Origin of the sequence: Caulobacter sp. 602-2, from assembly GCF_011043625.1 — a bacterium.
Lineage (GTDB): Bacteria > Pseudomonadota > Alphaproteobacteria > Caulobacterales > Caulobacteraceae > Caulobacter.
This window is the reverse complement of record NZ_JAAKGT010000012.1, coordinates 130,011-146,112: the sequence shown is the minus strand read 5'-3', so window position 1 is coordinate 146,112 and position 16,102 is coordinate 130,011. Positions and strand designations below refer to the sequence as shown.

General features: G+C 69.1%; 21 protein-coding genes and 1 pseudogene. 11 read left to right on the top strand and 11 right to left on the bottom strand.

All coding sequences use genetic code 11. The features are described from left to right. Positions 1-41: 41 nt before the first annotated feature. The 3 genes from G5B46_RS20585 to rpsU all read right to left on the bottom strand — a co-directional run bounded on the left by G5B46_RS20585 (position 42) and on the right by rpsU (position 1,441). Complete coding sequence (locus G5B46_RS20585) at positions 42-839, bottom strand: DUF72 domain-containing protein (RefSeq protein ID WP_165261964.1); 798 nt, start codon at positions 837-839, stop codon at positions 42-44. Then, entirely contained in the window at positions 836-1,000 is a 165-nt protein-coding gene (locus G5B46_RS20580; RefSeq protein WP_165261962.1) for a hypothetical protein, read from the bottom strand. Before G5B46_RS20580 ends, G5B46_RS20585 begins: the two co-directional genes overlap by 4 nt. Before the next feature lie 207 nt (positions 1,001-1,207). After that, positions 1,208-1,441 (bottom strand): 30S ribosomal protein S21, encoded by a 234-nt coding sequence (gene rpsU, locus G5B46_RS20575; protein ID WP_081612876.1) that lies wholly within the window; start codon positions 1,439-1,441, stop codon positions 1,208-1,210. Between the two features lie 182 nt (positions 1,442-1,623). Here rpsU and G5B46_RS20570 point away from each other — a divergent pair, with 182 nt between their 5' ends. Beyond that, positions 1,624-2,283, top strand: a complete 660-nt coding sequence (locus G5B46_RS20570) for a COQ9 family protein (protein ID WP_165261960.1) — start codon at positions 1,624-1,626, stop codon at positions 2,281-2,283. Between the two features lie 98 nt (positions 2,284-2,381). On the opposite strand, the gene G5B46_RS20565 is transcribed toward G5B46_RS20570, so the two are convergent. From G5B46_RS20565 to purE, 4 genes and pseudogenes are all read right to left on the bottom strand, one after another. Then, a complete protein-coding gene (locus tag G5B46_RS20565) occupies positions 2,382-3,077 on the bottom strand; it encodes an aspartate/glutamate racemase family protein (RefSeq protein ID WP_165261958.1) in 696 nt (231 codons plus the stop codon). 49 nt (positions 3,078-3,126) lie between these two features. Then, positions 3,127-3,240: pseudogene (locus tag G5B46_RS24565) on the bottom strand (hypothetical protein); the annotation flags it as partial. A 58-nt stretch (positions 3,241-3,298) separates the two neighbouring features. After that, a complete protein-coding gene (locus G5B46_RS20560) occupies positions 3,299-4,393 on the bottom strand; it encodes a 5-(carboxyamino)imidazole ribonucleotide synthase (RefSeq protein ID WP_165261956.1) in 1,095 nt (364 codons plus the stop codon). Positions 4,394-4,397: 4 nt separating this feature from the next. After that, positions 4,398-4,889, bottom strand: coding sequence for a 5-(carboxyamino)imidazole ribonucleotide mutase (gene purE, locus G5B46_RS20555; RefSeq protein WP_165261954.1), 492 nt, complete (start codon positions 4,887-4,889; stop codon positions 4,398-4,400). A 274-nt stretch (positions 4,890-5,163) separates the two neighbouring features. Between purE and G5B46_RS20550 the strand changes: the two genes are divergently transcribed. Next, entirely contained in the window at positions 5,164-5,889 is a 726-nt protein-coding gene (locus G5B46_RS20550; protein ID WP_165261952.1) for a GGDEF domain-containing protein, read from the top strand. 313 nt (positions 5,890-6,202) lie between these two features. Further along, positions 6,203-6,658 (top strand): chemotaxis protein CheW, encoded by a 456-nt coding sequence (locus tag G5B46_RS20545; RefSeq protein WP_164467484.1) that lies wholly within the window; start codon positions 6,203-6,205, stop codon positions 6,656-6,658. Between the two features lie 171 nt (positions 6,659-6,829). Here G5B46_RS20545 and G5B46_RS20540 read toward each other — a convergent pair whose 3' ends face one another. After that, a complete protein-coding gene (locus G5B46_RS20540; protein WP_165261950.1) occupies positions 6,830-8,128 on the bottom strand; it encodes a lytic murein transglycosylase in 1,299 nt (432 codons plus the stop codon). A gap of 140 nt (positions 8,129-8,268) precedes the next feature. Between G5B46_RS20540 and G5B46_RS20535 the strand changes: the two genes are divergently transcribed. The 4 genes from G5B46_RS20535 to G5B46_RS20520 all read left to right on the top strand — a co-directional run bounded on the left by G5B46_RS20535 (position 8,269) and on the right by G5B46_RS20520 (position 9,862). Continuing rightward, positions 8,269-8,664: a DUF805 domain-containing protein gene (locus tag G5B46_RS20535; RefSeq protein ID WP_165261948.1), complete on the top strand. Its 396-nt coding sequence runs from the start codon at positions 8,269-8,271 to the stop codon at positions 8,662-8,664. 151 nt (positions 8,665-8,815) lie between these two features. Continuing rightward, positions 8,816-8,941, top strand: coding sequence for a type B 50S ribosomal protein L36 (ykgO, locus tag G5B46_RS20530; RefSeq protein WP_004616427.1), 126 nt, complete (start codon positions 8,816-8,818; stop codon positions 8,939-8,941). 244 nt (positions 8,942-9,185) lie between these two features. After that, the gene (locus G5B46_RS20525) at positions 9,186-9,455 is read left to right on the top strand and encodes a DUF2312 domain-containing protein (protein ID WP_058348015.1); all 270 of its coding nucleotides are present in this window, start codon (positions 9,186-9,188) and stop codon (positions 9,453-9,455) included. 50 nt (positions 9,456-9,505) lie between these two features. Continuing rightward, positions 9,506-9,862, top strand: coding sequence for a hypothetical protein (locus G5B46_RS20520; RefSeq protein WP_165261946.1), 357 nt, complete (start codon positions 9,506-9,508; stop codon positions 9,860-9,862). Between the two features lie 37 nt (positions 9,863-9,899). On the opposite strand, the gene G5B46_RS20515 is transcribed toward G5B46_RS20520, so the two are convergent. Then, on the bottom strand, positions 9,900-10,370 hold the full coding sequence (locus G5B46_RS20515) for an SRPBCC domain-containing protein (protein WP_165261944.1): 471 nt from the start codon (positions 10,368-10,370) through the stop codon (positions 9,900-9,902). 50 nt (positions 10,371-10,420) lie between these two features. On the opposite strand from G5B46_RS20515, the gene G5B46_RS20510 reads away from it, so the two are divergent. The 3 genes from G5B46_RS20510 (at position 10,421) to G5B46_RS20500 (ending at position 11,970) form a co-directional block, all read left to right on the top strand. Beyond that, entirely contained in the window at positions 10,421-10,750 is a 330-nt protein-coding gene (locus G5B46_RS20510; RefSeq protein WP_165261942.1) for a helix-turn-helix domain-containing protein, read from the top strand. A gap of 66 nt (positions 10,751-10,816) precedes the next feature. Next, on the top strand, positions 10,817-11,335 hold the full coding sequence (locus tag G5B46_RS20505; protein WP_165261940.1) for a hypothetical protein: 519 nt from the start codon (positions 10,817-10,819) through the stop codon (positions 11,333-11,335). 221 nt (positions 11,336-11,556) lie between these two features. Then, positions 11,557-11,970, top strand: coding sequence for a hypothetical protein (locus G5B46_RS20500; RefSeq protein ID WP_165261938.1), 414 nt, complete (start codon positions 11,557-11,559; stop codon positions 11,968-11,970). A gap of 24 nt (positions 11,971-11,994) precedes the next feature. On the opposite strand, the gene G5B46_RS20495 is transcribed toward G5B46_RS20500, so the two are convergent. Further along, entirely contained in the window at positions 11,995-13,458 is a 1,464-nt protein-coding gene (locus tag G5B46_RS20495) for a sigma-54 dependent transcriptional regulator (protein WP_165261936.1), read from the bottom strand. Between the two features lie 226 nt (positions 13,459-13,684). Between G5B46_RS20495 and G5B46_RS20490 the strand changes: the two genes are divergently transcribed. Further along, complete coding sequence (locus G5B46_RS20490; protein ID WP_165261934.1) at positions 13,685-14,050, top strand: MmcQ/YjbR family DNA-binding protein; 366 nt, start codon at positions 13,685-13,687, stop codon at positions 14,048-14,050. A gap of 47 nt (positions 14,051-14,097) precedes the next feature. On the opposite strand, the gene G5B46_RS20485 is transcribed toward G5B46_RS20490, so the two are convergent. Beyond that, positions 14,098-16,074: a penicillin-binding protein 1A gene (locus G5B46_RS20485; protein WP_165261932.1), complete on the bottom strand. Its 1,977-nt coding sequence runs from the start codon at positions 16,072-16,074 to the stop codon at positions 14,098-14,100. Positions 16,075-16,102: the final 28 nt, after the last annotated feature.

Genomic DNA, 16,102 nt, shown 5'->3' with positions numbered 1-16,102 from the left:
GCGGCCCCCCAAAGGGGGAGGTTCCTGAAGGCCTCAGGGCGTCACTTCACCTTCTGGATCAGCGCCATCGCCCCGTGCGGCGCGTTCACCTTGCCCTCGTGGATGATGAAGGCGAAGACGTCGCGCTGCCTGGCGGACGGGACGGCGGCCTTGTCGATGCGCGGCAGGTCGGCCGGAGCGCCGCCGGCCGCCCAGGTCTTCAGCCGGTCAGCCCACTGGTCGAGCTCGGGCTCGGGATAGGCCGTGGCCACCTCATCCGAGCCCGTCTGCAGGCGGGCGTAGACGAAATCGGCCGCCTCGTCGGCGAACTCCGGATAGTCGAAGTGCTTGGCGTAGACGCCGGCCACGCCGTGTTCCCGCAGCAGCGCCGGGAAGGCCGGAGTCATGAAGGTGTCGTTGCGCACCTCGACGGCGTGGCGCAGGCGCACGCCGTCCTTCTCCTTGGGCAGCAAGCCTAAGAAGGCGCCGAAATCGGCCTCGTCGAACTTCTTGGTCGGCATGAACTGCCAGAGGATGGGGCCCAGCTTGTCGCCCAGCTCGGTCAGGCCCTGGTCGAGGAACTTGCCCACCGACTCAGCCCCTTCGGCCAGCACCTTGCGGTTGGTGGTGAAGCGCGAGGCCTTCACCGCGAACACGAAGTCGTCCGGCGTCTCGTCGCGCCACTTCTTCCAGCTGTCGGGCTTGAAGCTGGAATAGTAGGTGCCGTTGATCTCGATCGCCGTCAGCTGGCGGCTGGCGTAGGCCAGCTCTTCCTTCTGCTTGAGGTCGGACGGGTAGAAGTGGCCGCGCCAGGGCTCGAAGGTCCAGCCGCCGATGCCGATACGAATCTGTCCCGTCATGGCGTCGCGGCCTTTCGCTTGTTGTAGGCGTCGATTTCGGACTGGTCGTGGGAACAGCGGCCCTGGTCGTGGATATAGGCCCCACCGCCGTCCAGGCAGACGTCGACATCGAGCCAGCGGTCGACCTTGGGCCAGGCCAGGGCGCCGGCCGCGCCGATCACGCATATCCCTCCCAACAGCCAGGCTCGCCGCACGCGCGTTCCCTTCTTGTTCCGAAAGCGAAACCTAGGCGAGGCTCGCTCGCCCGTCGAGGGGAGTTTCCGTGCAGCAGGCAAAACAAAACCCGCGCCGGTCGCCCGGCGCGGGTTTCGTCTGTTTTCGGGTGCGTGGAACGCGGAGGCGCGAAGATCCGCGCCTCGACGGCGCTCTTAACGCGAAGCCTTCTTCGGCATCGGCAGCAGGCCTTCGCGCTGAGCGCGCTTGCGGGCCAGCTTGCGGGCGCGACGGACGGCTTCGGCCTTTTGACGTGCGCGCTTTTCCGAGGGCTTTTCGTAGTGGACGTGGCGCTTCATCTCGCGGAACGAGCCTTCGCGCTGCATCTTCTTCTTGAGGGCCTTCAGGGCTTGATCGACGTTGTTGTCGCGGACGAAAATCTGGACCAGGGGTGACTCTCCATTCGACGGCCCGACCAATTTCCCAAGTCCCTCTTGAGGGGCCGGGCGGGCGAATAAAAACCTTACGCCCTGGAAGGGGTGCTTCCGGGCGACGAGGGGCGGCAGATAGCAGAGCGAAGGCCGCGTGTCCATGCGCGACGAGCGCTAAACACCGGTGTAGACTCGGATTCATGAGCCAGACCGCCGCCGAAGCAACGCAGGATTGGGCCGACAAGGCCGAACAACGGGTTTTGGACGAGGCTCTGCGCCTGTCGCCGCGCCTGGGCTGGAACACCGGCCTGGTCCGCGCGGCGGCCGCCGCGGCCCAGCTGTCGCCGGGGGAAACCGACCTTCTGCTGCCGCAAGGCCCGCGCGATCTGGCCGCCATCCTGGCCCGCCGTCACGACGCCAAGGCCATGGAAACCCTCTCCAAGCTCGATCCGGCCGCGCTGAAGATCCGCCAAAAGATCCGCGAGGGCGTCGTCGCCCGCATCGACGCGGCCGCCCACGACAGCGAGGCCGTGCGACGCTGGGCCGCGTTCCTGGCGTTCCCGACCAATCTGCCGCTGGCGCTGTCGCTGCTGTGGGAAAGCGCCGACCAGCTCTGGCGCTGGGCCGGCGACACCGCAACCGACGAGAACCACTATTCCAAGCGCGCGATCCTGTCGGGGATCCTGGTCTCGACCCTGGCGGTCGACCTGGCCTCGGGCCGCGAGTCCGCCCTCAAGCACCTGGACGCCCGCATCGAGGGCGTGATGGCCTTCGAGAAGTGGAAGGCCGGCGTGAAGGCCCCGAACCTGGCGGCCGAGTTCCTCGCCGCGCTGGCGAAGATGCGGTACGCGCGCAGCTGACCCCCTCCGGCCCTCCGGGCCACCTCCCCCAGAGGGGGAGGATCTAAGATGCTCCCCCTCTGGGGGAGGTGTCGGCGAAGCCGACTGAGGGGGCTCTCCTACCCCAGCGCCCGCTCGGCCGCGGCCAGGGCGTGCAGGGTCGTGGTGTCGAACACGGGAACCGGGCTGTCGCCCTCCCCGACCAGCAGCATGATCTCGGTGCAGCCCAGGATGACCCCCTCGGCGCCGGCCTCGACCAGGCGGGCGATCACCTCGCGGTAGGCCTGGCGGGAGGGCTCGCGCACGACGCCCGCCACCAGCTCCTCGTAGATCACGCAATGAACCAGGGCGCGGTCCGCCTCGCCGGGGACGACCACCTCCAGCCCGAACCGCTCCTCCAGCCGCCCGCGATAGAAGGCGTGCTCCATGGTGAAGGCCGTGCCGAGCAAGCCGACCTTGCGCAGGCCGGCCGCCCTGATCGCCTCGCCCGTGGGATCGGCGATGTGCAGCAGCGGCAGGTCGACGGCGGCCTGAAGCTCGCCGGCCAGGCGGTGCATGGTGTTGGTGCACAGGACGAGGAAATCGGCCCCGGCCCGCTCCAGCGCCTTGCCGGCGTCGGCCAGGCGGTCGGCCAGTTCGTCCCAGCGGCCCGCGTGCTGCAGGGCCTCGATCTGCGAAAAATCGAACGACCACATCAGGCACTGGGCCGAAGCGGTGGGGCCGCGCCGGGCGCGCACCGCCTCGTTGATCAGCCGATAGTACTGCGCCGAGCTTTCCCAGCTCATGCCGCCAATCAGGCCGATGGTCAGGGTCATGGGGTCTCGCTGGGGGTTGGGCGCTCAGCGCGCCACACACAAACGATCGTCATCCCGGCCGGAGGCCCGCCTCGCGGGCCGCAGAGCCGGGACCCAGGGGGAATCGCAATGCGGCGGCCCCTGGGTCCCGGCTCTCCGCTTCGCTACGGCCGGGATGACGAGCGTAGGAAACTTCAACACTAGGGCCTTTCGGGCCCGGGGCAATCACCAGTCCGCCCCCCTCAGCCCTCCAGCGGCCGCAGGCGGTTGACGTGGCCCATCTTGCGTCCGGCGCGGGCCTCGCCCTTGCCGTAGAGGTGGATGCGGGTCTCGGGCTCGGCGGCCAGCTTCTTCCAGGCGTCGACCTCGGGGCCGAGCAGGTTGGTCATCTCGACGCGGGCCAGGGCCGCGGTCGGCCCCAGCGGCCAGCCGGCGACCGCGCGGATGTGCTGCTCGAACTGGTCGACCTCGCAGCCGTCCTGGGTCCAGTGGCCGGTGTTGTGGACCCGGGGGGCGAACTCGTTGACCAGCAGCTTGCCGCCGGCCAGTTCGAACAGCTCCACCCCGATCACGCCCACATAATCCAGCGCTGTGAGGATCTTGGCGGCGATGGCCTCGGCCTGGTCGCGCTCGGACGGCGTGGCCTTGGCCGGCGCGATCGTGCGGCGCAGGACGCCGCCCTCGTGGTGGTTGTCCGACAGCGGGTAGCAGACGATCTCGCCGTTGCGGCCGCGCGCAGCGATCACCGACAGTTCGCGGCCGAAGTCGGCCGGGGCCTCGAGGATGGCCGGCTGACGGCCGATCTTCTCGAAGGCGGCGATGGCGTCGCCCGCGCGCTGGATCCAGGCCTGGCCCTTGCCGTCATAGCCCTCGCGGCGGGTCTTCAGGAGGCTGGGGGCGCCGATCCTGGCCACGGCGGCCAGCAGGCTCTCTTCGTCGTCGACCGGGGCGAAGGCCACGGTGGGCACGCCGATCTCGGCCAGAAAGGTCTTTTCGGCCACGCGATCCTGGGCGGCGGCCAGGGCGCGGGCGCCGGGGGCGACCTCGCAGCCCAGGGCCGTCAGCTCGGCCACGGTCTCGGCCGGCACGTTCTCGAACTCGTAGGTGACGACGTGGCAGGCCTCGGCCAGGCGCTTGAGCGCCCAGCGGTCGTCATAGGCGCCGACGATCTGGCGGGCGGCGACGCGGCCGGCCGGGCTGTTTTCCTCGGGATCGAGGATGACCACGTCGAAGCCCAGGCGCGAGGCGGCTTGGGCCAGCATCCGGCCCAGTTGCCCGCCGCCGAGGATCCCGAGGGTGGAGCCGGGGGGCAGAGGAAGAGCCGGAGAGGCGGTCATGGTCTTAGTCCTCGACGCTTTGCGCGACGCTGTCGGTCTGGGCCGCGCGCTGGGCGTCCAGGCGCTCGGCGAGCGCGGGATCGGCCAGCGACAGGATCTGGGCGGCCAGAAGGCCGGCGTTCCTGGCGCCCGCCTCGCCGATGGCCAGGGTGGCCACCGGGATGCCGCCCGGCATCTGCACGATCGACAGCAGGGAATCGAGGCCGCTGAGGGCCTTGGACTGCACCGGCACGCCCAGCACCGGCAGCGGGGTCATCGCTGCAACCATGCCCGGCAGGTGCGCCGCGCCGCCGGCCCCGGCGATGATCACCTGGTAGCCGGCCGCCTTGGCGCCGGTGGCGAATTCGACCAGGCGCTGGGGGGTGCGGTGGGCCGAGACGACCTTGGCCTCGTAGGCGACGCCCAGTTCGTCGAGGGCGTCGGCCGCCTTCTTCATCGTCGGCCAGTCTGAGCGGCTGCCCATGACGATGGCGACAGGCGGCGCGGACGTGGTCATCGGCGTCTTCCTCGAACAACGAAGGGGGCGACGAAAAGCGCCGCAGCGGCCCCTTGAATCGCGCGCCTTATAGCGGGTCGCCCTTCCAGACCAAAGCCCGTTCTCGGACGTTTTCGACCGCTGTTCCGCAGGTTGCGCGCGCCCTCCCCGCCCCGGCGCCCCTGCTTCTCCACCTGCGGCTTATTGGCGCCCGGCTACCACCGGCATTGTCATGGTTAATGAGAAAACGCAGATTTCCTTTCAGCTTGACCAGAAGTGATTCGCCGCCCCTCCGATGAAGATCTCAGGCGCCCGCACCGAAACCTTCTCCGCGATCCGCCGCCGGGCGCTCGCCGACGCCGCCGGCGTGTCGGCCGCGCCGCGTGGAACCGTGCCTGTCGACAAGGCCGGGTTCCTGGGCCTGGAGCCCGCCGACCTGACGCCCAAGGTGCAGGCCGCCCTGCAGACCCTGATGTCGGAGGTCGACGACCTGCGCACCGAGGTCTCGCGCCTGAAGTATCGCCTGAACGAGGCCGAGACCCTGGCCGACATGGACGTGCTGGCCCCGGTGCTGAACCGCCGCGCCTTCCTGCGCGAGGTTCGCCGCGTGTCGGCCTTCGCCCAGCGCTATGGATCGCCGGCCAGCCTCGTTTTCTTCGACCTCGACAACTTCAAGGCCGTCAACGACCGCTTCGGCCACGCCGCCGGCGACAGCGCGCTCAAGGCCGTGGCCGAACGCCTGCTGGCCAATGTACGCGAGAGCGACATCGTCGGCCGCATGGGCGGCGACGAGTTCGCCGTCCTGCTGGCCCAGGCCGACAAGGCCACCGCCGAGATGAAGGGCGAAAGCCTGGCCGGCGCCATCCGCGGCGTTCCGGTGCAGTTCGGCGAATGGAGCGCGCCCCTGCACGTCTCGTTCGGCGTGCGCGAGATCGAGACCGGCGCCGAGCCGGAGACCTCGCTGGCCGAGGCCGGCGCGGCGATGCTCGTCAAGAAGCGCGCGCGCCTGGCCGCCGGCTGAAAGCTCAGGCTGCAGCCCTCCACCGCCCAATCCCCGCGAAGGCGGGGACTCAAGCTGACTTTCATAGCCTGGCGCGGCCTTGGATCATTCGCGACCTCGGCCTGGATCCCCGCCTTCGCGGGGATGCTCGGTGATAGAGCCGACCATGCTGATGCAAATCGATCACCCCACAGGCGCCGACTGCCCGCGACAATCGGTCTCGCCCTCGCGCGCCACGAGAAACTTCAGCATTAACCGTTGTTAAACGGCGCCCGGGCTCTTGTGGCAGGCGAGCGGAGACGTCCGCACCAGCCTTCCAGACCCCGGGGATTTCCTGATGACCGACCAAGCCGAACCGGCCCTCGAGCTGATCTCGTTCTGCATCGGCGAGCAGGAGTTCTGCATCGACGTGAAGACCGTCCGTGAAATCCGCGGCTGGACCCCGGCGACGCCGATCCCGCATGCCCCGGGCTTCCTCAAGGGCGTCATCAACCTGCGCGGCGCGATCATGCCGGTCATCGACCTGCGCAACCGCCTGGGCCTGGGCGTCACCATCCCGGAAACCCGCCACGTCATCGTCGTCGTCGAGTGCCACGACCGCCTGGCCGGCATCCTGGTCGACGCCGTCTCCGAGACCTTCACCATCACCCGCGACCACCTGCAGCCGGCCCCGGACATGGGCGCCGACGAGCTGCGCTTCGTGCAGGCCATCCTGTCGGTAGACACCCGCCTGATCACCTATCTGCGCATGGACGACGTGTTCCCGCCGCAGGTCAGCCAGGCGGCCTGATCTCCTTCTCCCCTTGCGGGAGAAGGTGTCGGCGCAAGCCGACGGATGAGGGGTTCCCCGGATACCAAAAACGCCGCGACGGCCGATCGGCTGTCGCGGCGTTTTGCGTTTGAGAAACCCCTCACCCGACCCCGCTCCGCGGAGCCACCCTCTCCCGCAAGGGGAGAGGGATCAGGTGATCGCCGCCTGGGCCTTCAGCTTGCCCACCATGTCCGACGACAGATAGCCGTCGGCCGGCAGCTGGCGGCTCTGTTGCCAGGCGCGCAGGGCCTTGCGGGTGCCCGCGCCGATAACGCCGTCGGCCGGGCCGGGGTCGAAGCCCAGGCGGGCCAGAGCGATCTGGGCGGCCATGCGGTCGGCCAGCGACAGCGGCTGCTCCACCGGCCAGGACGCGACCAGCGGCCCGCCGCCGCCGAAGCGGTCGGCCAGCAGGCCGATGCCCAGGGCGTAGGAGGTGGAGTTGTTGTACTTGCGGATGGCGAAGTGGTTGGGCAGGGCCAGGAAGGCGGGGCCTGCCGCACCGGCGGGCAGGATCAGGCCGGCCGGAGACGCCGCGTCCGCGGCCGTCCAGGGCAGGCCGTCGGCCCGCTTCACGCCCTTGGCTTCCCACCACGAGGGAACCTCGCGCGGGCCCTCGGCCAGGCTGTAGTCGAAGCCGGCCGGCAGGATCACTTCCTTGGCCCAGCCCACGCCCGGCTTCCAGCCGCCCTTGGCCAGCAGGTTGGCGGCCGAGGCCAGGCTGTCGGCGTCGCTGCGCCAGATGTCGCGGCGGCCGTCGCCGTCGAAGTCGACGGCGGTCGACAGGTAGTTGGACGGCAGGAACTGGGTCTGGCCCATGGCCCCGGCCCACGAGCCCTTCAGCTGGTCGCGGGTGTCCTCGCCCGAGGCGATGATCTTCAGGGCCGCGATCAGCTCGCCCTCAGCCCAGGCGCGACGGCGGCCGTCGGCGGCCAGGCTGGCCATCGAGCGCACAACGTCGAAATCGCCCTGGATCTTGCCGAAGGCCGATTCCATCGCCCAGACGGCCAGCAGGATGTCGCGCGGCACGCCGTAGCGCTGCTCGACCGCCGGCAGGAAGGCCAGCTGGTCGCGCTTGCCGCGGCCCACGGCCACGCGGTCGTCGCTGATCACGCCCTTGATGTAGTCGCCGACCGGCTTGGAGAACTCGGGCTGGCGGCCGTCCAGCGAGATAACGCGCGGATTGGGCGTCAGGCCGTTCAGCTCGCGATCGACCACCGCCTGGGGCACGCCGGCGGCCACGGCCTTGGGCTTGAACTGCTCCAGCCAGGCGTTGAAGGCGGCGACCTGGCCGCCGGTCTCCGCCGCGGTGACCGCCGAGGGCGGTGTCGGGGCGGCGGGCGTCGAGACGGCCGGGGGCGGCGCGACCGGGGTCGACGGCGCCAGCGGGGCGTTGACGGTCGTGTCGGCGCAACCGGCCAGCAGCAGAACGAGGAATACGCGTCTATCCATTGAGGCAGGCTACCGGGGTTCGTGCGAAAGCTTCAATCACAAGGACGCCAGGACAAAGTGAGTTCCCGGTTCGCATCGCCACCGCCAAGGCTTTGCTTTAAGAGGCTTTCGCCATCCGAAGTCGGCGCGAGGGGTTCGACGTGCAACTGCTGAAAGGCCGGATCAACCGCGCCAGCTACTGGGCCATCGTCGGGGCGGCCCTGGCCGCCATACTGGTCTCGGCCCTGGTGTTCCGCCGCCCGCTGCCGGCCGCCCTGGTGGTGATGCTGGTCGCGGCGATCCCGCGCCTGCACGACCTTGGCCGCACCGGCTGGTGGGCCGGCGGGGTGTTCATCGCCCTGATGGCCCTGTTCTTCGGCGGCGGCTTCGTCATTCCGCCCCAGGCCTACCAGAACACCCTGGGCGTGGCCGTTCTGGTGCTGCCGGTGCTGCTGTCGGCCCTGGGCGGCCTGGCTGGCCAAGCGGCCGACAACCGCTTCGGACCGCCGCCGCCGCGCGGCGTGAAGCTGAAGCCGGCCCTTCCGACGGAGGCTTGAGGGCCACAGGTCGCGACCCCTGCGCGCAGCGGGGCCTTGGCCGATTGACTCATCGCCCCGTCTTGCCTATACGCACGCCCTCCGAAACATCCGGATGTTCCGGCGAGCTTGATGGCGCGCCCGAACCTCTCCGCTGACAACAGAGACGGTCATGAAGGTTCGCAGCTCGCTGAAGTCGCTGAAGGGTCGCCACCGCGACTGCAAGATGGTGCGTCGCAAGGGCGTCATCTACATCATCAACAAGACCGACCCGCGCTTCAAGGCCAAGCAAGGCTGATGACGCGCGCCCGGGGCCTCGCTCCGGGACGTCCGCGACGTTGAAGCAGCGGCCCCGCCGGCCGCGCTCCACGCGAAGGTTCTTCGAAAGAACCGGTCGTTCTCGGCCGGTTCTTTTCGCATGTCTGGACCATCGGTTTTGAAGGCCTCCGCGCGTCCGGCGCTCGGAATCGGCTTTCCCTCGGGGCGCGTCCGAACTAGTTTCCGCGCCTCCGGTTTTCAGCCCCTTTTCGCGAGAGATCTCCATGGCCGACGACGCCATCCCGCACGCCGACGTTCTGAACTCCACCGCCCAGGGCCAGCTGAAGTCGATCATCGAGCGCGTCGAGCGCCTCGAGGTCGAGAAGGCCGAGATCATGGAGCAGATCAAGGAAGTCTACCTCGAAGCCAAGGGCAACGGCTTCGACGTCAAGGTGCTCAAGAAGGTGGTCCGCCTGCGCAAGACCGACCGCGCCAAGCGCCAGGAAGAGGACGCCATCCTCGACCTCTACCTCTCGGCCATCGGCGAGATCTGATTTTGAAAAGGCCCTCTCCCTGGAGAGGGCCTTTTTGCTAGGCTGACGCCATGCGCGCCAAGCCGCCCGATCGCAAAGCCCAGGATCCGCGGGCCCAGGCCAGGAAAGCGGCCCTCAGCGCCCTCAAGAAGGCCAGGCGGATGGCCGACAAGGGCGGGATCGAGCTCTCCGACTGGGAGGGCGAATTCCTGGGCTCGGTGGCCCAGCGCATCGAGACCTATGGCCGGGCCTTCGGCGACCCGGAAAAGGGCGGCGCCGGCCAGGCCCTGTCGGTCAACCAGACCATCAAGCTCAAAGAGATCACCGCCAAGGCCAAGGGCCAGCGTAAGCCGATGAAGCGCGGCAAGGGCTTCACCCGCAAGGGCCGGCCGGAGCCGGCGGCGGAAGAAGCCGAGGACGAGGGGTAGCCTTAAGCCCCTCCCTCTCTCAAAGAGAGAGGGACGCTCAGAACGCCCCGCCCTCGCGCAGGTTTATCCCGTACTCCAGATAGGCCTTCATCGCGGCCATCATGTGCATCCAGCCGCCGGCGTTGCCGTGCGAGGCTTTCAGGCCCTCGGCCGTGTGGGGCCAGCCGGACTCGCTGATCTTGACCATGGTGCTTCCGTCGTCGAGCGCCACAAAGGTCATCACCACCCGGGTGTCGGGGTCGCCGGCGATCGCCGAGCCCCATTCCAGCACGATGCGCTCGGGGGCGACGACCTCGCGCACCACCACCGGATAGCGCTCCTCGAACTCGGGGAACTGCCACAGCACGGTGGTTCCGGCGACCAGCGGGCCGCTGCCCGCGCGCAGGAAATAGCCGCTGAGCCTTGTTGGATCGACGACGGCGTCGAACACCTCGGCCGGGGGCTTGCGGATCTTCAGCTGCACCTCGAAGGCCAGCGGGGTCTGTCTGGGATCGGCGTCGCTGGACATGGCGGTCCTCCCTTGGCGAACGCCGGCATGTAAGGTTATAATTCTATAACATGTCAAGCGCCGCCCAAGACGACCTGTTGTTCAAGGCCCTGGCCGACTCGCGCCGGCGGCAGATGCTGGACCTGATGAAGGCCGCCCCGCGTACGACCGGGCAGCTGTGCGAGCACTTCGCCGGCGCCCTGGACCGCTGCACCGTCATGCAGCACCTGGGCGTGCTGGAGCGGGCCGGGCTGATCGTCGTGCGGCGCGAGGGCCGCGTACGCTGGAACCACCTGGACGCCGGCCCCTTCCAGGACATCCACGACCGCTGGATCGGTCCCTACGCCCTGGCCGCGACCGATCTCCTGAACCGGCTGAAGCACGACCTGGAAGGCGCCTGACGCCCAGATTGCCGAACGACGTTCGCCGGACTAGCCTCCGGCCGGAAACGGGGGAGGAACCGTCCCATGGTCACCCAACGCGGCGCGACGCGCCCGCTGCTGCTGGTCATCGCCGCCGCCACCCTGCTGGCCGGCACGCTCGACATCCTCGACGCCTTCACCTTCTGGGGCGTGACCAAGGCCGTGCCGCCAGAGCGGATCCTGCAGTCGATCGCCAGCGGCCTCCTGGGCAAGGCGGCCTTCCAGGGCGGGACCGGCGCGGCGGCCCTGGGCCTCTTGCTGCACTACTTCATCATGTCGGTGATGGCGGCGGTCTATGTGCTAGCGGCGCGGCGCCTGCTGGTGCTGGTTCGCCGCCCGCTGCTTATGGGCCTGGCCTATGGCGCGGCGACCTATGTGGTCATGAACTACGTGGTGCTGCCGCTCAGCGCGGTGGGCCCGGCCAGCGCCTTTGCCTGGCCGCGCTTCATTAACAACCTCGGCGCCCACCTGGTGCTGGTCGGCATCCCCCTCGCCCTGGTCGCCCGCTGGGGCCAAGGCCAAGCTGGACAAGGAACTCCCACCCCCACGGCCGATGCAATCTGACCGAGCATCTGTGCCGAAAGACACGAAAACAGTCTTTATTTCTTACTAAATACCGTTGTTCGCGGATTGCGATTAAGCTCGCGTTAAGATTGATGCGACAAACTGTCGCCAGCGTAAATCATTACAATCATTGAACTAAGTGAGCGGAGCGGCCGAAAGGCGGCGTCGGAGGGGTCGGTGCGTGGAGACCGGCCTGGCGACCCGTTCACGGGAACGAGGCGATGGCCAACACCTACGAATTCCTCCTGCGCAGGAAAGCCGACCTGGAAGTGCGCATGATCGAGGCCCAGCGCCGCGCGCAGGAGCCCTTCGAGGGCGAGCTGAAGGCGATCGGCGTGGCCCTGGGCGCCCTGGAGCGCGCCGGCCTGGCTGCACCCGGCGAACCGGCGACCTTCGCGGCTCCTGCCCGTCGCGGCCGCAAGCCGCGCGCCGCCCGCGACATGATCCTGATGGTGCTGGGCCGCGAAGGCGCGGTCATGACCGTGCCTGAGATCGTGCGTCAGCTGGAGCGACGCTGGAACCGCGCCCTGCCGCTGGCCGCCGTGCTGCTGGAACTGCAGGGGCTGGAAACCGACCATCGCGCCCGCCGCGACGGCGCGGGCTGGACGGCCCTGGACGAGGAAGAGGCGGCCTGAGCCGCCCCTACCCGAAAAGCCCGCCTACGAGGCTTCCTTGACGTCGACGTCGATGCCCTGCTCGCGAACCTTGCGATAGAGGGTCGAGCGGCCGATGCCCAGGCGCCGGGCGACCTCGCTCATGTGGCCGGCATAGACCTCGATGGCGTGCTGGATGAGGTCGCGCTCGATCTCCTCCAGGGTGCGCAGGTGACCATGGCCGTCGAGGATGCGCACCGGCGCCTCGCCAGCGACGCCGGTCTCGGCGTGGGCGGCGGCGGCCTGGATCATCACCGGCAGCGGCTCGATCGGCGAAGGCTCCAGCGGCGGCGCCACGACGCCCGAGATGGCCGGGAAGTCGTAGGGCTGCAGGTAGGGCGCATCGGCCAGCACGATGGCGCGATAGACCGCGTTCTCCAGCTGGCGCACGTTGCCGGGCCAGTCGAAGGCGCAGAGGATCTGCAGGGTCTCGGGCGAGGCGCCGACCACGCGCTTGCCTTCCTCGACGTTGAAGCGGCGCACGAAGGCCTCGACCAGGGCGGGGATGTCCTCGCGGCGTTCGCGCAAGGACGGCGCCTCCACCGGGAAGACGTTCAGGCGATAGTAGAGGTCTTCGCGGAACAGGCCCTGGGCGACCGCGGCCGACAGGTCGCGATTGGTGGCCGAGACGATGCGGACGTCGATCTTGACCGAGCGCTTGGAGCCGATCGGGTCGATCTCGCCCTCCTGCAGGGCGCGCAGCAGCTTGACCTGGACGTCGAGCGGCAACTCGCCGACCTCGTCGAGGAACAGGGTGCCGCCGTCGGCTTCCTTGAACTTGCCCGCGTGCTTGTCGGTGGCGCCGGTGAAGCTGCCCTTCTCGTGGCCGAACAGGATCGACTCGACGAGGTTCTCGGGGATGGCGCCGCAGTTGACGGCCACGAACGGCTTGCCGGCGCGATCGGACGAGCCGTGGACGGCGCGGGCGATCAGCTCCTTGCCGACGCCGCTCTCGCCGGTGATCAGCACGGGAATCGCGCTCTTGGCCGCGCGCTCGCCGATGCGCTTGACCATGGTCATGGCCGGCGAGGTTCCGATCAGGTCGGAGAAGGTGGTGCGGCCGGCCACGCGCTTGTTCAGGCGGTCGACCTCGCCCTTGAGGTCGCCCATCGACAGGGCGTTGCGGATCGACACGGTGATCCGCTCAGGCGAAGCCGGCTTGATGAAGAAGTCGGTGGCGCCGGCCTGCATGGCCTTCACCACGGTGTCGACGCCGCCGCTGGCGGTCAGCACGATCACCGGCTGGGCGTAGCCGCGCGCACGCATCTCCTTCAGCGCCTCCTGGCCCGGCAGGCCCGGCATGACGAGATCCAGCAGGATCACGTCGGCCGGCGCGCCGGCGGCCAGATGCGCCATGGCCGCGTCGCCGCTCTCGGCGTGGCAGACCGCGAAACCTTCGCGCTCCAGCACCGCCTGGATCAGTCGACGTTGGGTCGGATCGTCGTCGACGACGAGCACCGTCTTGGTCATTGAAGGCCATCCACCAGAACCGGCCGCGCCCACGTGGAGAGCGACTCTTGTTGGTTCAGAGTGATACAGCGCGGGGGTAAACACCGGCTTTCGGAGAGGTGTCGCAGACCTTAACAGTGAGCCTTAACAACGGTTTACGCTGTTGGCCGGATCTGGGCCGGGCAAGGCCTGGAACGCCCTCCCCTCCCCCGTTGCACGAGGGAGGAGATGGGCGCCTCATCCTTCCATGGTCGACGATGAAACCCTGCGCGCCCTGGCCACGGCCCTGCCCGAGGTGATCCAAGCCTCCAACGGCCAGCAGGTCGCCTACGAGGTGGCCGGCAAGGGACTGGCCTGGGGCTATCTGGCCCGGCCCGCGCCCAAGGCCAGGCGGGTGCTCGTGCCCGGCGTCATCGCCGTGCGCTGCCGGATCGAGACCAAGCAGATGCTGATCGAGGCCGCGCCCGAGCGCTTCTTCGACGACGACCACTATCGCGGCTATCCGGCGGTGCTGGTGCGGCTGGCGGCCATCGAGGCCGACGAGCTGGCGGGCCTGCTGCGCACCGCCTGGACGATCGTGGCGCCGAAAAGCCTGGTGAAGGCTCACCCCTGAAACGGATCGCCCCGGGCGTCGCGTGACGTCCGGGGCGATGGGTCTTGTCAGTAAGGCAGTTCCGGCGCCGTCTGGGCCGGCGGGGTTCCGGCGGGCGGCGGCGGGGTCGCCCCCGGGTCGGCGGTCGGGGTCTCGCCGCCGCCCAGGATGTCGCCGATCGGGTCCTCGACCGGCGCAGGGACCTCGGCGACGCCGCCGGGGATCGGGGTGGCCTTCAGGCGCGGCAGGGCCGAGCTCATGAACACCTTCCAGATCTCGGCCGGCGGGCCGCCGCCGCTGACGCGCTTCATGGCGGTGTTGTCGTCCTTGCCGGTCCACACCGCGGCGACGAAGCCGCCCGTGTAGCCGACGAACCAGGCGTCCTTGTAGTCGCTGGTGGTGCCGGTCTTGCCGGCGATGTCGTAGCCGGCGACCTTGGCGCGGCCGCCCGTGCCGCCGTTCACCACCTGGCGCATCATCTGGTTCATGTACTGCAGCGACGGCGAGCCGATCACCGACGGGCGCGGCTGCTTGTCGACGCTGTGGTCATAGAGAACCTTGCCCGAGGCGGTGCGGATGCGCTCGATGCCGTAGCCCTTGGCCAGGAAACCGCCGTTGGCGAACGGGGCGTAGGCCTGGGCCATTTCCAGAGGGCTGACCTCGACGGCGCCCAGCGCCATCGAGGGGTCCAGCTGGATCTTGCTGGTGATGCCGAGGCGACGGGCGGTGGCGGCCACGTTGCTGGTGCCCACCTCGTTGGCCAGGCGCGCGGCGACCGTGTTGATCGACTGGGCCAGGGCCGTCTGCAGGGTCATCGGACCGAGGAAGGTGTTGGTGTAGTTGCGCGGCTCCCAGTTGCCGATCTTCACCGGCTCGTCGACCACCATGACGCTGGGATTGCGGCCCTGGTCCATGGCGGTGAGGTAGACGAACGGCTTGAAGGCCGAGCCGGCCTGGCGGCGGGCGCTGGTGGCGCGGTCGAACTGGCTCTGGCCGTAGTCCTCGCCGCCGACATAGGCGCGGATGCGTCCCTCGCCGTCGATGGCCACCAGGGCGGCCTGCTGGACGCCCTGCTTCAGATGGCCCTCGACGCCCAGTTGCACGGCGCGTTCGGCCGCCACCTGGATCGGCAGATCAAGCGTGGTCTCGACCACCAGGTCTTCGGTCGGTTCACCGACCAGCGAGCGCACCTGGGCGTCGACATAGTCGGTGAAGTACTGGGCGCGCTGGTTGGCCAGGGTGGCCGACACCTGCACCGGGGTCTTGAAGGCCTCGTCGCGCTGCTCAGGCGTGATGGCCTTGAGGCGCACCATCTCGTCGAGCACGACGGTGGCGCGGCGGGCGGCGCGCTCGCTGGCGCTGACCGGCGAATAGCGGGCCGGCCCCTTCATCATGCCGGCCAGCAGGGCGGCCTCGCCGATGGTCAGGTCCTTGGCGGGCTTGTTGAAGTAGCGCTGCGAGGCGGCCTCGATGCCGTAGGCGCCGGCGCCGAAATAGACCCGGTTCATGTAGAGCGCCAGGATCTGCTTCTTGCTGAACTTCAGCTCCAGCCAGACGGCCAGGATCAGCTCCTGGGCCTTGCGCTTGTAGTTCTGGGCCGGGCTGAGGAACAGGTTGCGGGCCAGCTGCTGGGTGATGGTCGAGCCGCCGCGCTGGGGGCCGCCGTCATGGGTGATGTTCCAGATCAGCGAGCGGGCGATGCCCCAGGGGTTGAACCCGAAGTGGTGATAGAACTGGCGGTCCTCGATGGCGACGAAGGCGGCCGGCACGTATTCGGGCAGGGCGTCGATGTCGACCGGCGGCGCGTACTGGCTGCCGCGCACGGCCAGCAGGGCGCCCGAGCGATCCAGGTAGTTGATCGAGGGCTGGCGGGTGACGTCGTAGAGCTTGGAGGTGTCGGGCAGGTCGCGCGCGAACACCGCGAAGAAGGTGACCACGAAGATCAGCCCCCACACGCCCAGAACCGTCGTCCAGTACAGCAGCGCCTGGAGGGGCGTGCGTTGAGTCTTCGCCGGCTTGTTTCCGCCGAAGGCGCCGTTAGCCATCTGTAACCCTAGGTCTCGTTAGCCCCGC

Coding starts and splice junctions, on each gene's coding strand:
- G5B46_RS20585 (WP_165261964.1), bottom strand. CDS start 839: ATGACGGGACAGATTCGTATCGGCATCGGCGGCTGGACCTTCGAGCCC.
- G5B46_RS20570 (WP_165261960.1), top strand. CDS start 1,624: ATGAGCCAGACCGCCGCCGAAGCAACGCAGGATTGGGCCGACAAGGCC.
- G5B46_RS20565 (WP_165261958.1), bottom strand. CDS start 3,077: ATGACCCTGACCATCGGCCTGATTGGCGGCATGAGCTGGGAAAGCTCG.
- G5B46_RS20560 (WP_165261956.1), bottom strand. CDS start 4,393: ATGACCGCCTCTCCGGCTCTTCCTCTGCCCCCCGGCTCCACCCTCGGG.
- purE (WP_165261954.1), bottom strand. CDS start 4,889: ATGACCACGTCCGCGCCGCCTGTCGCCATCGTCATGGGCAGCCGCTCA.
- G5B46_RS20550 (WP_165261952.1), top strand. CDS start 5,164: ATGAAGATCTCAGGCGCCCGCACCGAAACCTTCTCCGCGATCCGCCGC.
- G5B46_RS20540 (WP_165261950.1), bottom strand. CDS start 8,128: ATGGATAGACGCGTATTCCTCGTTCTGCTGCTGGCCGGTTGCGCCGAC.
- ykgO (WP_004616427.1), top strand. CDS start 8,816: ATGAAGGTTCGCAGCTCGCTGAAGTCGCTGAAGGGTCGCCACCGCGAC.
- G5B46_RS20525 (WP_058348015.1), top strand. CDS start 9,186: ATGGCCGACGACGCCATCCCGCACGCCGACGTTCTGAACTCCACCGCC.
- G5B46_RS20520 (WP_165261946.1), top strand. CDS start 9,506: ATGCGCGCCAAGCCGCCCGATCGCAAAGCCCAGGATCCGCGGGCCCAG.
- G5B46_RS20515 (WP_165261944.1), bottom strand. CDS start 10,370: ATGTCCAGCGACGCCGATCCCAGACAGACCCCGCTGGCCTTCGAGGTG.
- G5B46_RS20510 (WP_165261942.1), top strand. CDS start 10,421: ATGTCAAGCGCCGCCCAAGACGACCTGTTGTTCAAGGCCCTGGCCGAC.
- G5B46_RS20505 (WP_165261940.1), top strand. CDS start 10,817: ATGGTCACCCAACGCGGCGCGACGCGCCCGCTGCTGCTGGTCATCGCC.
- G5B46_RS20500 (WP_165261938.1), top strand. CDS start 11,557: ATGGCCAACACCTACGAATTCCTCCTGCGCAGGAAAGCCGACCTGGAA.
- G5B46_RS20495 (WP_165261936.1), bottom strand. CDS start 13,458: ATGACCAAGACGGTGCTCGTCGTCGACGACGATCCGACCCAACGTCGA.
- G5B46_RS20490 (WP_165261934.1), top strand. CDS start 13,685: ATGGTCGACGATGAAACCCTGCGCGCCCTGGCCACGGCCCTGCCCGAG.
- G5B46_RS20485 (WP_165261932.1), bottom strand. CDS start 16,074: ATGGCTAACGGCGCCTTCGGCGGAAACAAGCCGGCGAAGACTCAACGC.